At 61.9% G+C, this 17,661-nt stretch carries 16 protein-coding genes; 9 read left to right on the top strand and 7 right to left on the bottom strand.

All coding sequences use genetic code 11. From position 1 onward, the window contains the following. Position 1: 1 nt before the first annotated feature. The gene (locus NKI08_RS23890; protein ID WP_352772604.1) at positions 2 to 373 is read right to left on the bottom strand and encodes a hypothetical protein; all 372 of its coding nucleotides are present in this window, start codon (positions 371 to 373) and stop codon (positions 2 to 4) included. Positions 374 to 590: 217 nt separating this feature from the next. Next, positions 591 to 3,041, bottom strand: coding sequence for an EcoAI/FtnUII family type I restriction enzme subunit R (hsdR, locus tag NKI08_RS23885; RefSeq protein ID WP_352772601.1), 2,451 nt, complete (start codon positions 3,039 to 3,041; stop codon positions 591 to 593). A gap of 758 nt (positions 3,042 to 3,799) precedes the next feature. Here hsdR and NKI08_RS23880 point away from each other — a divergent pair. Then, positions 3,800 to 5,215 (top strand): ATP-binding protein, encoded by a 1,416-nt coding sequence (locus NKI08_RS23880; RefSeq protein ID WP_352541020.1) that lies wholly within the window; start codon positions 3,800 to 3,802, stop codon positions 5,213 to 5,215. Between the two features lie 205 nt (positions 5,216 to 5,420). Further along, positions 5,421 to 6,443 (top strand): glycosyltransferase family 4 protein, encoded by a 1,023-nt coding sequence (locus tag NKI08_RS23875; protein ID WP_352772599.1) that lies wholly within the window; start codon positions 5,421 to 5,423, stop codon positions 6,441 to 6,443. Between the two features lie 12 nt (positions 6,444 to 6,455). Here the strand turns inward: NKI08_RS23875 and NKI08_RS23870 are convergent, their stop codons facing one another. The 3 genes from NKI08_RS23870 to NKI08_RS23860 form a co-directional block, all read right to left on the bottom strand. Continuing rightward, positions 6,456 to 6,815, bottom strand: a complete 360-nt coding sequence (locus NKI08_RS23870) for a tRNA-binding protein (RefSeq protein WP_352450496.1) — start codon at positions 6,813 to 6,815, stop codon at positions 6,456 to 6,458. A gap of 6 nt (positions 6,816 to 6,821) precedes the next feature. After that, the gene (locus NKI08_RS23865) at positions 6,822 to 7,322 is read right to left on the bottom strand and encodes a type III secretion system chaperone family protein (protein ID WP_023678420.1); all 501 of its coding nucleotides are present in this window, start codon (positions 7,320 to 7,322) and stop codon (positions 6,822 to 6,824) included. A gap of 331 nt (positions 7,323 to 7,653) precedes the next feature. Further along, a complete protein-coding gene (locus NKI08_RS23860) occupies positions 7,654 to 7,956 on the bottom strand; it encodes an accessory factor UbiK family protein (RefSeq protein ID WP_352469829.1) in 303 nt (100 codons plus the stop codon). A 131-nt stretch (positions 7,957 to 8,087) separates the two neighbouring features. Here NKI08_RS23860 and lgt point away from each other — a divergent pair, with 131 nt between their 5' ends. The 6 genes from lgt (at position 8,088) to NKI08_RS23830 (ending at position 13,967) form a co-directional block, all read left to right on the top strand. After that, positions 8,088 to 8,939, top strand: coding sequence for a prolipoprotein diacylglyceryl transferase (gene lgt, locus NKI08_RS23855; protein WP_352772597.1), 852 nt, complete (start codon positions 8,088 to 8,090; stop codon positions 8,937 to 8,939). Then, complete coding sequence (locus tag NKI08_RS23850; protein ID WP_352772595.1) at positions 8,936 to 10,024, top strand: class I SAM-dependent methyltransferase; 1,089 nt, start codon at positions 8,936 to 8,938, stop codon at positions 10,022 to 10,024. The genes lgt and NKI08_RS23850 overlap by 4 nt, the downstream gene beginning before the upstream one ends. Before the next feature lie 139 nt (positions 10,025 to 10,163). Then, positions 10,164 to 10,952, top strand: a complete 789-nt coding sequence (pgeF, locus tag NKI08_RS23845) for a peptidoglycan editing factor PgeF (protein ID WP_352772592.1) — start codon at positions 10,164 to 10,166, stop codon at positions 10,950 to 10,952. After that, positions 10,952 to 12,103, top strand: a complete 1,152-nt coding sequence (locus NKI08_RS23840) for a M24 family metallopeptidase (protein ID WP_352772590.1) — start codon at positions 10,952 to 10,954, stop codon at positions 12,101 to 12,103. Before pgeF ends, NKI08_RS23840 begins: the two co-directional genes overlap by 1 nt. A gap of 54 nt (positions 12,104 to 12,157) precedes the next feature. Beyond that, positions 12,158 to 12,778 (top strand): hypothetical protein, encoded by a 621-nt coding sequence (locus NKI08_RS23835; RefSeq protein WP_023678426.1) that lies wholly within the window; start codon positions 12,158 to 12,160, stop codon positions 12,776 to 12,778. 253 nt (positions 12,779 to 13,031) lie between these two features. Then, positions 13,032 to 13,967, top strand: a complete 936-nt coding sequence (locus tag NKI08_RS23830) for a ribose-phosphate pyrophosphokinase (RefSeq protein WP_254819191.1) — start codon at positions 13,032 to 13,034, stop codon at positions 13,965 to 13,967. Positions 13,968 to 14,066: 99 nt separating this feature from the next. Here the strand turns inward: NKI08_RS23830 and NKI08_RS23825 are convergent, their stop codons facing one another. Beyond that, on the bottom strand, positions 14,067 to 14,948 hold the full coding sequence (locus NKI08_RS23825) for an AraC family transcriptional regulator (protein WP_352770932.1): 882 nt from the start codon (positions 14,946 to 14,948) through the stop codon (positions 14,067 to 14,069). Positions 14,949 to 15,076: 128 nt separating this feature from the next. On the opposite strand from NKI08_RS23825, the gene NKI08_RS23820 reads away from it, so the two are divergent. Then, the gene (locus tag NKI08_RS23820) at positions 15,077 to 16,327 is read left to right on the top strand and encodes an MFS transporter (protein WP_352772586.1); all 1,251 of its coding nucleotides are present in this window, start codon (positions 15,077 to 15,079) and stop codon (positions 16,325 to 16,327) included. A 142-nt stretch (positions 16,328 to 16,469) separates the two neighbouring features. Here the strand turns inward: NKI08_RS23820 and NKI08_RS23815 are convergent, their stop codons facing one another. Beyond that, positions 16,470 to 17,660, bottom strand: coding sequence for a glycerate kinase family protein (locus NKI08_RS23815; RefSeq protein ID WP_352772583.1), 1,191 nt, complete (start codon positions 17,658 to 17,660; stop codon positions 16,470 to 16,472). Position 17,661 lies beyond the last annotated feature (1 nt).

The raw sequence follows: 17,661 nt of genomic DNA, 5'->3' as shown, positions 1-17,661 counted from the left end.
CTCAATATCCCTGCAGTTTTGCGAAGATCGCCGCCTCGATGTCGCAGATGCGCAATCCTGCGGCCTGCTTATCCCTAAGCTGGCCCGATCTGCGAACGCTAGTCAAAATCGTTTGGCAATCGTTCAAGAACTCAGCGTAGCCGATCGCCGTTTCCCCATAGCCGAGGCCGTTACGGATCACACTATCCAGGATTACCGCTCGCGTCGGTTCCAGGAACCTCATTTGCTTCGAGGCGAAGGATTGACCGAGATTGCGCAAGCGCCGAATACGCTCAACGCCCCCCGCCACCTCGCCGCTACGTGCTAGTGCGACGCCCTCCGACAGAGCCGACGAAACCTCCTTCGGCGAATTGCTCTCGCGTGTTCGGCCCATATGCCTGTCGCCGCCACCCTATTTGCACACACTCTGCACACATTCAGCCGATGCATCTGGTCCAAAGGTTGTCTCCACCAAAGTCAGGGCGGCCGCTTCAAGTGCGTGTGCGCCGGGATAGTTTTTGGCGTGCCGATCGAGAAGGTCTGGGATCTCAGCGGGGGATAGGTCAAGCCGAACGACACAAAGTTCCCTTCGAACTCTTTGATTGGCATACTCAGGCAGTCTCCTGATATAGCGCGTCCTGCAACTCGTGGACGGCCTTTTCAAAACCCTGCTTGCCGCCGAAAGCCCCGATGAGTTGGACGACGCTACCCATTGCGGTGAAGGGTGTCACCTTCAGCACGTTGGCATCACCGAGATTGAGAACGCCCTCGTCGCGATATTTTTCAAGCAAAGCGTCGAGGACGGCGCGGGCTTGTGGTCCGTATTTGGTAAACACGTCGCGTTTCTTGACGTTCTCGGCCCGCTCGCGGCGGGTCCGCGGCTTCTTGTCGAAAGCGACGTGGCAGATCAGATCGAAGGGATCCAGGTCCTTGCCTAGTTCGTCGGCCACCACGTCGAGCGGCAGGCCCTCGGCTTCCAGTTCCTCGATGATCACCTGTTTTCGCTCGGCGGATTTCCATCGCCTAAGAAAATCGTCTAGGCTGGCGAAGCGCTTCTTCAGCGCCGTCTTGGTGAAATCGCGCAAAGATTCGGTGACGAGCTTGCCGTTCTCGTCGAGATATTCAACGCGCTCGGCGAGGATGCGGGCGCCTATGCCTTCGACATAAATCTTTCGGATCGGGCCTCCGGGCTGCAGCGGCAGGCCAGGTTGATCGACCACGGTTTCCTCGTCGCCGGGTGTGGGCGGGATGGCATCGTCGCCCCGCGGCGCGTCATCGGGCGGCGTGATCGGATCGCCGTCGCCCGGCTCGTAAATCTGCACCGGATCGCCGTCGAAATCCGGGTCGGAGAAATGGCTGGTCGCGCCGCGAAAGTCGATCAGCGTGAAGAAGAATTTCTTCGTGTCTTCGTGGACGCGGGTGCCGCGCCCGACGATCTGCTTGAACTCCGTCATGGAGCCCATCGCGCGGTCGAGCACGATCAGCCGGCAGGTCTGCGCATCGACGCCGGTGGATAAAAGCCGCGAGGTTGTCACTAGCACGGGATATTTCGACTCCGGGTCGATGAAGTTGCCGAGCTGGTCCTGGCCGTCCTTGTCGCTGCCGGTGATGCGCATTACATAGCGCTGGTTGTCGGCGACCAGATCGGCGTTCTCGTTGACAAGCGCCTGCCGCATCCGCGCGGCGTGCTCCTCGTCGACGCAGAACACGATGGTCTTCTGGAAACGGTCGCCGCTTTCCTTGAGGAACTCGGTGATCTTCTTCGCGGTCAGCACCGTGCGGTCGTCGAGCACGATGTTCCGGTCGAAATCCTTGGCGTTGTAAATGCGGTCCTCGACCTCGTTGCCGTCGCGGTCGAGCTGCCCGAGTTCCGGACGATAGCCTTCCACGTCGCGGTCGATGTGAACCTTGATGACCTTGTAGGGCGCGAGGAAGCCATCGCTGATTCCCTGCTTCAGCGAATAGGTAAAGACTGGCTCGCCGAAATAGTCCATGTTGGACACATATTCGGTTTCTTTCGGCGTCGCGGTAAGGCCGATCTGCGTCGCGCCAGAAAAATGGTCAAGGATTTCCCGCCATGCAGAATCCTCGGCCGCACTGCCGCGATGGCATTCGTCGATCACAATCAGGTCGAAGAAGCCGGGCGAGAACTCGCGATAGAGCTTCTGCCGATCTTCAGGCCCTGTGATCGCCTGATAAAGCCCAAGATAGATCTCAAAGGCGGTGTCGATCCGTCGCTTTTTGTCGAGCGCCAGCGTCAAATCGAGCGTGGTGCCGTCCTGCCTCTCGATGGTCTTGGCGTTGGTCGAAAGTTTCGCCATTGCCGCCCCGAATGGGCGAAAGTCGTTCACCATGGTCTGGTCGATCAACACGTTTCGGTCGGCGAGGAACAGGATCCGCTTCTTGCCCTCCGGATTCCACTGTCGAGACTTCCACAACCTCCAAATGATCTGAAAGGCAGTCCGAGTTTTGCCGCTGCCGGTTGCCATAACAAGCAGCACCCGGGTCTTCCCCTTGGCAATTGCCTCGACCGCGCGATTGACTGCAATAACTTGATAGTAGCGCTTCTGCTCGCCACTTCCATCGTCGTAGTAGTCCTCTAGGACGATCTGCTCGGCCTCCGGCTCAAGGCCCTTCCATGTGCGGTAGCGCGCCCACAGGTCGGAAGGAGACGGGAAGGCGTCTATGCCAAGGTTCGCTTCGATAGGGACGCTCCGGCCGGTGCGGTCATAAAACACGAAGCCATCGCCATTCGACGAAAACACGAAGGGAACGTCCAGCGTCGCAGCGTAGTCAAGACCCTGCTGGATACCGTCGCCGACGCTGTGATTGTTGTCTTTCGCCTCGATCAGCGCGATCGGAATGTTAGGTTTGTAGTAGAGAACAAAGTCGGCCTTCTTGGCTTTTCCGCGGGTCACCAGCTTGCCACGCACGATGATCCGGCCCTTGGTGAAATAGACCTCCTCCCGAACCTGCACCATGTCGTCCCACCCGGCGCGCTTGACGGCCGGTAGAATGAACTTCGTGCAAATATCGCGTTCGGTAAGGCTTTTTTTGTCCACAGTTGATGTCCCCCACACCGGTCTATGGGGTATGTTGACTCGGATCAAGTGGCTAGTGCACCGGTAGAGCTGCTTCATCCGCTAGCAGAGGGTCAATGTTCCGGAGTGGAAACGCCTTGACAACTGCAAGTGTTCAATCGCGTGCTTACCGTTAATTTACGGGGAGTGGCCGTGTCGTAGTTCGGCGTGACGTTGCTTTCAAAACTCATACCGAGGTAGCCGCGCAATCGTAGCGGCCTTCGCAGTGATCGTCACGTCCCCGTAGTCGTCGCCTGCAGTTTATGCCGCATGGCCCTGGATCGCGTCGAGCGTGCGGTCAGCAACTCCGATCACGACCCTCGGTCCTTGAGGGCCATGAGTTCGAATCGCTTGATCATTTCCGATGGGCGCCGGAGGAAAACATGGGTGTCGGTCTTGTCGGAACCGGAAGCCGAAAAACGGCATAGCGATCTTTTCGTCGCCACACTTTACGCCCTGCCGAACGGCACCGTTCGGAGGCGCCAACTCAGCCCTGGTGAGTTCAAGAAAATGGCTTATATGAGATCAGAAACCTACCAAACGAAGCGGCACCGGACCCAAAGGCATAAGCTCCCGCAGTTTGACAATTCGGGAATAAACCCTTTGTTATCAATGCTTGATAAACACGGGTTTGACAGCCTAACCACTTGAACTCAAACGGCTATTCCAGAACGGCTCAGCGTGGAATAGAATGCCGCCGACAGCGGCCCTTTGCCGGGTCCCGGTGAGCGAAAGGACGAATGGCGACCACGCAACTCGAACGGCCGGGAGATGGCGGCTTCAGCGCCCGCGCGACGCGGGCGCTCAAGGCCGTGCCGCGCGCCTGGAACCGTTTCTGGCGCCTGGTGTCGCTTTACATGCCGAAGCGGCTCTATGCCCGCTCGCTGATCATCGTCATCGCGCCAATGATCATGCTGCAGTCGGTCGTCGCCTTTGTCTTCATGGAGCGCCACTGGCAGACCGTGACGCAACGCCTGTCGCAGGCCACGGTGCGCGACATCGCCGCCATCATCGACCTGATAGAGACCTATCCTCACGACGCCGACTACGCCAACGTCATCCGCATCGCCCAGGATCGCATGCAGCTGAAGGTCGACCTCCTACCGCCCGACCCGCTGCCGCCTCCCGGGCCAAAGCCGTTCTTCTCGATCCTCGACGAGATCCTCTCGTCCGAGATCACCCGCCAGATCAACCGTCCGTTCTGGATCGATACGGTCGGCAATTCCAATATCGTCGAGGTCCGCGTCCAGCTCGAGAACAAGGTGCTGCGCGTCTTCGTGCGCCGCAGCCAGGCTTATGCATCGAACACCCATATTTTCCTGATCTGGATGGTCGGCACCTCGCTGGTGCTGCTGATGATCGCCATTCCCTTCCTGCGCAACCAGATCCGGCCGATTCTGACGCTGGCCGAGGCGGCCGAGAGCTTCGGCAAGGGCCGGCCGATGCCGCGCGATTTTCGCCCGCGCGGAGCCGAGGAGGTCCGCCGCGCCGGCTTTGCCTTCATACAAATGCGCGAACGCATCGAACGCCAGCTCGAGCAGCGTACCGCCATGCTGAGCGGCGTCAGCCACGATCTGAGGACCATCCTCACCCGCTTCAAGCTGCAATTGGCGCTTGCCGGGACCAAGGCGGCCGATACCCAGGCACTCGACCAGGACATCGACGACATGCAGTCGATGCTGGAAGGCTACCTTGCCTTTGCACGCGGCGAAGCTTCGGAAGATGCCGGTCAGTTCGATCTCGAAGCCTTCTTCGACAAGCTTCGCGAGGAAGCCGCGCTGCGCAAGCGCAAGCTGTCGACCGTGCTTGTCGGCGATCCGCATGTGCACGTGCGCCCCAATGCCTTTGCGCGGCTGCTGTCCAACGTCGTCGGCAATGCATTCCGCTATGCCAAGACGGTGGAGATCAATGCCAATCATGGGCGCGGTTCGCTGCTCGTCACCATCGACGATGACGGCCCGGGAATTCCGCCCGAAAAGCGAGAGGATGTATTCAAGCCGTTCGTGCGGCTGGACGAGGCCCGCAACCTCGACGCCAGCGGCACCGGCCTTGGCCTCTCCATCGCACGAGACATTGCCCGCAGCCATGGCGGCGACATCGTCCTCGAACGCAGCCCGCTCGGCGGCCTTCGGGCGGTGATCAAGGTCCCCGCTTGACGGCAGCGACACCCGGCCTTCATCGGCCCGTCATGAAACCATGGTGAAGAGCGCCAATGAAGCGCGCGATCCTGATTGATTCGGCCCTGCGGCCTCATTTCGACCCCGCGCCTGCCCGGGTGCGCTGGTGCGACGCCCGAGCTGCGGCGTGGTCGCCGCTCAGGCGTCGCGGCGAGACAATCAAGCTTGCCGCCAAGGGACCGCCATGCGCATCCTGATGGTCACCGACGCCTGGCGCCCGCAAGTCAACGGCGTCGTCCACACGCTGGAGCGTCTCTCGGAGACCCTGAAATCCTTCGATATCGAGACGGACTTCCTGACGCCGAATATCTTTCGCACCCTGCCTCTGCCGACCTATCCCGATATCAGGCTGGCGCTGACGACGCCGCACCGCGTGGCGCAGCTGATCGAGGCACGCAAGGTGGACCACATCCATATCGTCACCGAAGGACCGCTCGGCATTATGGCCCGGCGCTACTGCCGCAACGCCGGCCGCCCGTTCACGACCAGCTATCACACACGTTTTCCGGAATATCTGAGCGCGCGCCTGCCGGTGCCTGAAGCATGGGCCTATCGCTGGCTGCGTGATTTCCACAATTCAGGACAGGGCACGCTGGTTGCCACCCAGTCGCTTGCCGACGATCTTGCGGCGCGCGGCTTCACCAAGCTCCGGCCGTGGACGCGCGGCGTCGACACCGATCATTTTCGGCCGGACAAACGAAAGGACCTGGGATTTCCCGGACCGATCTTCCTCTGCGTCGGCCGCGTCGCGATCGAAAAGAACCTGCCGGCCTTCCTCGACCTCGACCTGCCGGGCAGCAAGGTGATCGTAGGCGAAGGGCCGGAATTGGCGAAGCTGAAGGCCAGATATCCCGATGCCCATTTCCTTGGCCATCGTCCGAACGACGAACTGGCCGAGATCTACGCTTCGGCCGATGCCTTCGTCTTCCCCAGCCGTACCGACACGTTCGGCAACGTCATCATCGAGGCGCTGGCCAGCGGCACGCCGGTCGCAGCCTATCCAGTCACCGGACCGATCGATATTGTGGGTGACGGCATCGGCGGCGCGGTGTCGGACGACCTGCGGCAAGCAGCGCTCGCCGCCCTTCACGTCGACCGCGCCGAGGCGCGGCAACGCGCGATGCGCTACAGCTGGAAGACCTGCGCGGAAATGTTCATGGAAACGGTCGAAGAGGCGCTGGGTACCACGCGTAAACTGGCTGCGTGAACAACAGCGCAGCTAGAACAACCTGCCGCCGTCCGGCACCTTGCGCTCGATCGCGCCAAGGACGACGGCGCCCTCCTCGTCAGGAAAGCCGAGCGTCAGCACTTCCGACATGAATGGCCCGATCTGACGCGGCGGGAAATTGACCACAGCGAACACCTGCCGGCCGATTAGGGTTTCGGGCGTATAATATTTCGTGATCTGGGCCGAGGATTTCTTCACCCCGATCACGGGACCGAAGTTGATTTTCAATTTGATCGCCGGCTTGCGCGCCTCGGGAAAAGGCTCGGCCTCGACGATCGTGCCGGCGCGGATGTCGACGCGGTCGAAATCGGCAAAGCTGATCTCGGGTTTTCGCGCGTTGCTCGAAACCATCGACGGTCAGGCGTTTCCGTAAGTTTCGAACAGCACGCCGGCCAACGCATCCTTGGCCGAAGTTCCCGACCAGACGACGAACTGGAACGCCTGGAAATAGCATTCGCAGGCCTCCAGCGCCGACGACAGCAGCACCTCGACCTGCTGGCTCGACGGCTCGACCCCACCAGCCAGCAGCAGCGACTGGCGGAACATGATGGCGCCTTCCTGCTCCCAGAGATCGAAATGGCCAAACAGCATCTGCTCGTTGATCAGCGAAAGCAGCCGCATCACCTCGAGCGCGCGCGCCTCCGGGACCTTGATGTCGAAGGCGCAGGCCAGGTGCAGCGCCTCGTAGTCCTCCATCCAGGAGAATGAAACGTGGTAGTCGGTCCAGCTTCCGGCAACCGAGATCGAGATCTCGTCGTCGCCAGCCCGCTCGAAGGACCAATCGTTATTGTGCGCCACCTGCTCGATAACATCCACCGGATGGATTTCGCGGGAGAATTCGAGTTCGAGAAGTTCCATGAAATGCTTCCTGTCGTTCTGGGAGCGCCACCACACGCTCCGCGGGAGAGGCACACTCGAACAATTCTGCCTAGAACTCGGACGGCCAGGACTTCGTCAACGCAAAGACCCCGGACCGGACCCCACCGCCCGGCGCATGACCCTGCTCCGAATCATGCAACAAATTCAGTCTATTGATCGGGAGTCGCGTGACCAGCCAAATTTTTCGCACTGCGTCATTCGCATGTGGAAAGGCGCTGTCACAAAGATTCACGCAGTACCGGTAAGCGATTCACGACAAAGCGCTTTTTGCGATCCGGCTTTGTGGAAAAGTTTAACGATTTATTTCTTGTTATTTTTTTGCACGCGGCTTTGACGCAGCCGCAGGCGCTGGTTGACCGGTCAATTCGGCAAGCCTGGCCTCGAGCGCCTCGATGCGAGCGGCGAGGCGGGTGTTTTCTTCCCTGGCCTTCGCCGCCATGTCGCGAGCGGCCTCGAATTCCTCGCGCTGCACCACGTCCATGGAGTTGAGTATGCGCTCGGCCTGGCCCCTGAAGGCGGTCTCCACCTCGCGCCGCACGCCTTGCGCGGCACCGGCTGCATCGGTCATCAGCTTGGCGAATTCATCGAGAATGCGGTTCGGTCCGGTCGCCATGGCAAATCCTCGCTTGGTCGAATTGACGTAGTGGCGCGCGATTCGGAATGCAAGCATATGCTTGCCTTGACCCCGCCAAAAGCCTGCCGCATGGTCCGCGCCCGAACCTGATTGGGAACCCGGAGACCCTGTTGAGCGAATATTTGCTGCCGCTGGCCGCCCTGCCCTTTCCCAACATCGACCCGGTCATCGTCCGGATCGGACCGCTGGCGGTGCATTGGTACGGCGTCGGCTACATCGTCGGCATTCTGTTCGCTTGGTGGTATGCCAAGCGCCTCGTCACCAACCCAAAACTGTGGCCCGACGGCACCCTGCCGATGAAGCCCGTCGACCTCGACGACTTCATCGTCTGGGCAGCCATCGGTGTGGTGCTCGGCGGACGCACCGGCTACGTGCTGTTCTACGACCTGCCGCGCTACATCGCCAATCCGCTCGATATCGTCGCCGTCTGGCAGGGCGGCATGTCGTTTCATGGCGGCCTGATCGGCGTCATTCTCGCAATGACGCTGTTTTCCCGGTCTCGCGGCATCCGCACATGGTCGCTGTTCGACGTGGTTGCCGCCGGCGTGCCGGTGGGGCTTGGCCTCGTTCGCCTGGCAAACTTCATCAATTCCGAACTATGGGGCCGGCCGACCGACGTTCCATGGGCATTCGAATTCCCCAATGGCGGTCCATTTGCACGCCATCCGAGCCAGATCTACGAGGCGCTCCTCGAAGGGCTGGTGTTGTTCCTTATCCTGCGCTTCCTCACCCATTCGCGGCTCAAGCTGAAGACGCCGCGCTTCGTCGGCGGCGCCTTCATCGCCGGCTATGGCGCCTCGCGCATCTTCGTCGAATTCTTTCGCGAGCCCGACCAGCAGCTTGGCTACCTCCTTGGCACGAGCTGGCTCACCATGGGAATGGTGCTGTCACTGCCGATGGTGCTGGCCGGCATCTGGGCGATGGCTACAGCCAAGCCGGTGACAAAACCGCAGCCGGCATGACGCGGCTGAAGACCCGCATCGCCGAGCTGATCGGTGCGGTGGGACCGATCCCCATCAGCGAATACATGGCGCTCTGCCTGTTCGATCCGCTGGACGGCTACTATACGACACGCGAGCCGTTCGGCGCCGCCGGCGACTTCGTCACCGCGCCGGAGATCAGCCAGATGTTTGGCGAACTGGTCGCCATCTGGCTCTACCAGGCGTGGCTGGCGATCGACCGGCCGACGCCGGTCGCCATCGCCGAAATAGGCCCCGGCCGCGGCACGCTGATGAGAGATATGCTGCGCACGCTTTCGCGGCTCGATCCGACGCTTACCGCCAGCGCATCGTTCGCCTTGATCGAGACCAGTCCGCGGTTGACCGAGGTCCAGAAACGAACGCTTGCCGGGACGTCGGCCACCGTCGCCTGGCATGAGGCCGTGGACACACTACCGCAGGCGCCGCTTCTGGTTGTTGGTAATGAGCTGTTTGACGCGGTGCCCATCCGCCAGTTCGTCCGCGCCGGAGCCGGCTGGCGCGAGCGGATGATCGGTCTCGACGATGCGAACCGGCTGCGCTTTTTCGTCGGCGCCGGCTCGCTCGACCCGATGCTGCTGCCGGAGGGTGCCGAGAATGCGCCGGAAGGTGCGATCGTCGAGGTGGCGCCAGCCCGCGCCGCCCTGATGGCGGCCATCGCCGGGCGACTTGCCGGATTTGGCGGCGCCGGCCTGTTTCTCGACTACGGTCACCTCCAGCCCGGGATCGGCGACACCTTGCAGGCCTTGCGCAAGCACCGTCATGAGGACGTGCTGGCCAATCCGGGGCGGGCCGATCTCACAGCCCATGTCGATTTCGCTGCCCTCGCGGCAACCGTTCGGGCACACAGCCTCGATGCCCACCTCTCAACGCAAGGTGAATTCCTGCTCAAGATGGGGCTTCTCGAACGAGCTGGCCGGCTCGGCGCCAATGCCGATGAGGCAGCTCGCGAAAAGATCGCGGCCGACGTCGAGCGCCTCGCCGGCCCGCTGGCCATGGGCGAACTCTTCAAGGTGCTTGCCGTCCTCCCCGCCGGCATTGCCGTTCCGCCGTTTCCAAGCATGGATTGACTTTTCGCTGCCGCCTCTCCCACTCTCCCGTCTCCGACTAGCGGCCGACATCAACTGCGCCAGCCTTCAACTGACCAGCCTTCAACTGCGCCCCTTCAACTCGCTTGACGAAATCGCCTATACGGACAACAAAGCCGCCATGCTGAATCAGACCAAACCGGATCCCGTTCGGTCGCCCTTGCTGGAAACGGCGCAAGGCATCCGCCACGGCTACTTCACGCGCGTCGGCGGCATTTCCAGCGGCATCTACCGAGGCCTCAACATCGGCACCGGCTCGAACGACGACCAGACGCTGGTGCGCGAGAATCGCCGCCGGGTCGCCGAATGGATGGGCGTGCCTGCAAACCATCTGCTGACCGCTCACCAGGTTCATTCGCCGGACGTCGTCATTGCCAGGGAGCCTTTTGCCGGCGAGCGGCCCAAGGCCGACGCCATTGTCACCGACCGGCCGGGCATTGCCGTCGGTGCCTCGACCGCCGACTGCGGACCGGTCCTCTTCGCCGACGCCGAGGCGCGCATTATCGGCGCCGCCCATGCCGGCTGGAAAGGCGCTTTCACCGGAGTGCTGGAAAACACCATCGCGGCAATGGAAAGCCTCGGCGCCCGGCGCGACCGCATCATCGCAGTGCTCGGTCCTTCGATCGGCCCACGGAATTACGAAGTCGGACCGGAATTTGTCACCCGTTTCGTCGACGCCGATGCTGGCAGTGCCCGCTATTTCGCGCCCTCCGCAAATGCCGGACACGCGATGTTCGATCTCAACCGCTACACGGTCGACCGGCTGACCAAGGCTGGCGTCAATGCCGAAGGACTTGGCCGCTGCACCTATGCCGAGGAAGAGCTTTTCTACTCCTATCGGCGCAGCACGCATCGCAACGAGCCCGACTACGGGCGGCAGGTTTCGGCAATCGTTTTGGAGGCTGACTGATGGCGCTGCATTTCGAACGCTCGGAATTCGACGCGCGGCGCGATCGACTGATGATCGAGATCGCCGAAAAGAAGCTCGACGCCGTCCTGCTGTTTGCCCAGGAAAGCATGTATTGGCTAACCGGCTACGACACCTTCGGCTTCTGCTTTTTCCAGTGCCTGGTGGTCAAGGCCGACGGCTCGATGGTGCTGCTGACGCGTTCGGCCGACTTGCGCCAGGCGCGCCACACCTCGATCATCGACAACATCGTTTTGTGGACGGACCGCAACGGCGCCAATCCGGCGGTAGATCTGCGCAATCTGCTCAACGAGCTTGACCTGCTCGGCGCCCGGATCGGCGTCGAATACGACACCCACGGCCTGACCGCCTATAATGGCCGGCGCCTCGACGAGCAGTTGCAGACCTTCGGGCAGATCGCGGATGCCTCCGGCATTGTCAGCCGGCTACGGCTATTCAAGAGCCCGGCAGAAATCGCCAAGGCGGAAAAAGCCGCAAATCTGGCCGACGACGCGCTGGACGCAGCACTGCCGCTGATCAAGCAGGGTGGCGATGAGGCGCTGATCCTCGCCGCCATGCAAGGTGCGATCTTTGCCGGCGGCGGCGATTATCCGGCCAACGAGTTCATCATCGGCTCCGGAGTCGACGCCCTGCTTTGCCGCTACAAGGCCGGTCGCCGCAAGCTCACCAAGAACGACCAGCTGACGCTCGAATGGGCCGGTGTCTTCCACCACTACCATGCGGCAATGATGCGCACGGCGTTGACCGGCAAGGTATCGAAACGCCACCAGGAATTGTTCGATGCCGCCCGCGCCGCGCTACTTGCAGTCGAGAAGGCGATGACGCCCGGTAATACGTTCGGCGACGTGTTCGACGCCCATGCCCGCACCCTCGAAGCCCACAACTTGACCAAGCACCGGCTCAATGCCTGCGGCTATTCGCTCGGCGCCCGCTTCACCCCGTCCTGGATGGATATGCCGATGTTCTATCAGGGTAATCCCGAACCGATTGCGCCGAACATGACGCTGTTCGCCCATATGATCATCATGGACTCCGAAACCGAAACCGCGATGACGCTTGGCCGCACCTATCTGACCACCGAATCCCAGCCGAAGCCGCTGTCCCGCCATGATCTCGACTTGATCGTGCAGTGAATCCATAATGGAGAGAGTGTGAGGGGCGTTCGTCGCCAAGGAGTTTTCAGGCTAATGAGACGATCGCATGTGACGACCGTGTCATTGCTCGTGGCGCTGGCACTGGCGGCCTGCACCAATGCGAAGGACGTTCTCGAACCCTCGGCCATTGCCCCGCAATCGACGCAATCCCTCTCCGGAGCCGGAGGTGCCGCGACGCCCCCCGCAACTCCGGCTCAGCCTGCCGGCACCGCGCAAACTGCAGATACGGCGCAGCCTTCCGCTGCAGCAGCCGTGCCGCCCGCCAAAAGCGCGGCTGCCATTGCGCGGACCCGGCTGCAGGTGGCGCCGATCGTCGGCGCCTCGGTAGAAGCCGCGACACCGCTGACCGCCGAGCTTCAGACACGCGCCAGGCAGCGCGGCATCACCTTGGCCGGCAGCACCGACCAGACCCCAACACATGTGCTCAAGGGCTATTTCTCGACCATGACGGAAGGCAAGGACACTACCGTCATCTATGTCTGGGACATCTATGACCCGGCCGGCAACCGGCTGCATCGCATCAACGGCCAGCAGAAGGCGCCCTCTGTTGGCGGCGGCGAAGGCTGGACGGCGGTCGCCCCGGCGACCATGCAGGCAATTGCCGACCAGACAATCGACCAGTTCGCCACCTGGCTTGGCGGCGGCGCCGGCTGACCTGGAGTATGATTTCCGAAAAGTGAATCCGGTTTTCGGAAAAGACCATCCTCAGACTGAAAGATAGAGCTATCCCCGATTCCGTCGGCATCGAAGTGGACCTATCGCGGCATCGTCAAGCCGTAAGCGTTTATTGAGATTAGCCGGCGGATTCCCATTCACGACGCTTGCAATACCGGCGCGGGCCGCTAAAAGCCCGACTAAGAGGCTGGAGTGCTATCGGAGTCTCTCAATCCTTCGCCAGGAACGGTGCATGAAGCTCTTCGCGGGCAATTCCAACAGGGTGCTGGCCGAATCAGTCGCCCGCTACCTCAACATTCCGCTGGGCAAGGCCAGCGTCAGGCGCTTCGCCGACCAGGAAATCTTCGTCGAGATCCAGGAGAATGTGCGCGGCGAGGACGTCTTCATCCTGCAGTCCACCTCGTTCCCGACCAACGATCATCTGATGGAACTGCTCATCATGATCGACGCCTTCATGCGCTCTTCGGCCAAGCGCATCACTGCGGTTATTCCTTATTTCGGCTATGCCAGGCAGGATCGCCGTGCCTCGGGCCGCACACCGATCTCGGCCAAACTGGTCGCCAACATGATCACGAGGGCGGGCGTCGACCGGGTGCTGACCCTGGATCTCCATGCCGGCCAGATTCAAGGCTTCTTCGACATCCCGACCGACAATCTGTTTTCCGTGCCGGTCATGGCCCGCGACGTAAAGGCGAAATACAAGCAGCTTGCCAATGTCATGGTGGTGTCGCCGGATGTCGGCGGCGTGGTCCGCGCCCGCGCGCTCGCCAAGCGCATCGACGCCCAGCTTGCCATCGTCGACAAGCGCCGCGAGCGCCCCGGCGAATCGGAAGTCATGAACGTCATCGGTGACGTGCGCGGCAAGGATTGCCTGTTGATCGACGACATCATCGATTCGGGCGGCACGCTGTGCAATGCGGCCGATGCGCTGCTTGCCGATGGCGCCACCAGTGTGACCGCCTATACTACCCATGGCGTTTTGTCCGGCGGCGCCATCGCCCGCATCGGCGCCTCGAAACTGCAGGAACTGGTCATCACCGATTCCATCCAGCCGACCCAGGCAGTGCTGGACGCCGCCAATATCCGCGTCATCTCCATCGCCGAACTGATGGGCGAGGCGATCTCGCGCACGGCGACCGAGGAATCGGTGTCGAGCCTGTTCGATTAATGCGTGTCGCGCAAAACTGTGCAGCGGTTTTGCGATAACGACATGCATACAACAAGAACCCAAAGCGCGTCGCATGAGGCCGGTCGAACGCGACGCCCTTCAGGGCTGCGCCTCAGGCCGAGCCGGACCACTTGTTCGTCGCACACCTTCGCCAGCATCACGGGCGCCCCGCATGTAACCGCGTGGCGAGGCTCCCAGCATGCGCTTGAACATGGTGATGAACGCCGGCACGCTGTCATAGCCGAGATCGAGCGCCACCCTCGTGATCGGCTCGCCGTCGGCCAGCCGTGGCAGCGCCGCGAACAGACAGGCCTGCTGACGCCAGGTCGACAGCGACAATCCGGTCTGGCGGTGGAACGCGCGGGTGAAAGAGCGGCGGCTCATGCCGACGATAGCGGCCCACTCGTCGATCGTCGCATGCGGTGACGGTGCCGAGACGAAGCGCCGGCACAGCGTCGCCAACCTTGCATCGGACGGGAACGGAAGGCCGAGCGGCCGTTCCGGCAGGTTCGGGATTTCGTGCAGCAGGAGCTTCATGATCAGTCCGCCCCGCCCCTTCAGCTCGGCGCCTTGCGGCAGCTTTTCCGATTCCACGATCAGGCTGTGCATCAGGTCGGTGATGCCGACGACACGCAACCCGTCCGGCAGGCCGGGAATGGCCTCCGGCATCACATAGACGGACCGCATGCTGACGTCGCCCAGCATCTCGACGGAATGTTCGGTGCCGGCGGGGATCCACATCGCGTGGTCCGGAGGCACCATCCAGCGCCCATGCCGCGTCGTCACCAGCACGACACCGACCAGCGCGTGCAGCAACTGGCTGCGGCTATGATGGTGCCGTGGCACATGGTAGCCGTCCGGATATTCGGTCGGCAGCGCCACTGCCGGCCCGACGGCCTCTTCCAGCCATTGCCAGCGACGCTCATGCAACAGCCCGAGATCGGTGTCGCCCGCTCTGAACATTTCCCTGCCATGCGGCATCAGCTATGGCCCACTTGCGAAACTATTGGACCAAACCACGAAAGAAGTCGCGTGACAAGCAACGTATAAGGCTGCGCCCTATAAGACCGCCTGCGGGAGCGCCCGCCAAAAAGACCACGGAGCCTGCCTTGACCGATACCACAGCAACCGCCGACGCCAAGCCGGCAGCGGCCAGCCACATTTCAGCTCAGGCGACGGCCTTCACCGTCATCCTGGCGGTGAGCTTCTGCCATTGCATCAACGACATCATGCAGTCGCTGCTGTCGGCGATCTATCCGCTGCTGAAGGACAATTATGGTCTCGATTTCTGGCAGATCGGCCTTTTGACTTTTACCTTCCAGGTGACGGCATCCTTGCTGCAGCCGGTGATCGGCATGATTACCGACAAGCGGCCGATGCCTTATTCGCTGCCCTACGGCATGGCTTCTTCGCTGATCGGGCTGGTCGTGCTGGCCTATGCCGGACATTACTCGCTGCTCCTCATCGGCGCCTCGCTGATCGGCATCGGCTCGGCGATCTTCCACCCGGAATCCTCGCGCATCGCCCGCTTCGCCTCCGGTGGCCGGTTCGGTCTTGCGCAGTCGCTGTTCCAGGTCGGCGGCAATTTCGGCCAGGCGATGGGGCCGCTGCTGGCAGCATTCATCGTCGTGCCCTTCGGCCAGACCAGCATCGCCTGGTTTGCCGGCGGCTCGCTGATCGGCATCATCGTGCTGTGGCAGGTTGGCGGCTGGTACAGCCGCCTGCGCGCCGCACAGGGCACCCGCAAAGCGGCAGGCTTCGTTTCGCCTTTCCCGCGCCGCAAGGTCCTGGGCGCGCTGGCGGTGCTGACCTTGCTGGTATTGACCAAGAACGCCTACATCGCCAGCCTGTCCAGCTACTACACCTTCTATGCCATCCATAAATTCGGCGTTTCGGTGCAGATGTCGCAGGTCATGCTGTTCCTGTTCCTCGGCGCCTCGGCCCTGGGCATCCTGCTCGGCGGCCCGTTCGGCGACCGCTACGGACAGAAGGCGATGATCTGGTTCTCGATCGCCGGCGTGCTGCCCTTCACCCTGGCCCTGCCCTACGCCAATTTCGAGTGGACAATGGTTCTCACCGTGCTGATCGGCCTGATCCTGTCCTCGGCCTTCTCGAACATCGTCGTATTCGCGCAGGAACTGGTGCCCGGCCGGGTCGGCATGATCGCCGGCATCTTTTTCGGCTTCGCCTTCGGCATGGGCGGCATCGCGGCCGCCGTGCTTGGCGTCGTCGCCGACATGAAGGGCATCGATTTCGTCTTCCAGGTCTGCTCGTATTTGCCGCTGCTCGGGCTGCTGACGGTTTTTCTTCCCAACATGAAGGAGGCGAGGAAGCTCAAGGCGGGGACCACGATCGGGTGAAGTTTGGGTTGGACTTCGGCTTCCCCGCCCACCGGGCAGCGCGAAATTCGGTTCTCGACATAGACTTCGAGCCGGTCAGGGCCGCCGCTTAGCGACATCGCGGCCATTGGCTGACACGCTCCGTCATCTGAAACACGCTCCGTCATCTGAGCTTGAAAGCACGCGTCGCCCGCATCAGCCGGAATGCCTGCTCGGCAGCGTTCGCCAGCAGCGTGTCGGCGTCACGGATCGCGTCTTCGAGGGAACACGGTCGGCACAGAATGCTGAAGAAGGCATCGATGCCGATGTCGTGGGTCGCCTCTGCACCTGCTCCGATCGTTCCGGCCAAGGCGATGACGGGCAGATTGTGACGTTTCGCGCGCCGGGCAATCTCGGCTGGTATCTTTCCAAAGCTCGTCTGACCATCCAGGCCACCCTCGGCTGTCATGACGATGTCGGCGTTTGACAGCCGATGATCGAGATCCATATACCGCAGGATCAGGTCGAAGCGCGGATGCAGCCGGGCTCCAACAAAGGCGTGAAGTCCGGCGCCGAGTCCCCCGGAAGCTCCTCCGCCGACAAGCGGCGTCACGTCGACGCCGAGGTCGCGGCGAACGACGTGAGCGACATTTTCCATGCCCTGCTCGAGCAAAACCACCTGATCAGGTGTTGCACCCTTTTGCGGGCCGAACACCCGAGCGACGCCTCTCTCGCCGAGCAGCATGTTGTAGGGATTTACCGCGACGTCGACACGAACATTCGAAAGGCGATGATCACGACTGGAAAGATCGACACGAGCTAGCGATGAGAGGGCCGAGCCGCTCCCCGAAATGGGACGGCCGCCGCCATCGAGCAGACGCACGCCTAATGCTTGGGCCATGCCGGTTCCTGCATCGTTGACACCCGAGTCACCGCAGCCGATCAGAATTCTTTCCGCGCCAAGATCGAGCGCAAAACGAATCAACTCACCAACCCCATAACTTGTAGTGCGGGTCGGGTCACGCATGTCAGTGGGGACGAGCCGGAGCCCGGCAGCCGCCGCGATTTCCAGAACTGCAGTCCGTTTCTTTCTTCGCCCGAGAAAACCGACATTGGCCGCCACGGGTTGTCCCACCGGTCCCGTCACTGTGACGGAATGCAGCTCGCCATCAGACAATTCAACAAGGGTCCGCGTAAAATCCTCGCCGCCATCCACCATTGGAAGGCCCAGGATCTTTGCTGTCGGAACGGCATTGCGAACGCCGCGCGCCAATGCAGCGATGACATCACGAACGCCGAGGCTCTCCTTAAAGCCGGAGGGTGCGACCAATACTCGAAGCCGTCTTCGTTTCGTCAATCCTTTCTTTTTCGACATT

The sequence above is a fragment of the Mesorhizobium sp. M0768 genome (assembly GCF_040320195.1).
Taxonomy (GTDB): domain Bacteria; phylum Pseudomonadota; class Alphaproteobacteria; order Rhizobiales; family Rhizobiaceae; genus Mesorhizobium.
Note: the sequence above shows the minus strand (reverse complement) of the source record. Positions and strands in the feature narration are given on the sequence as shown.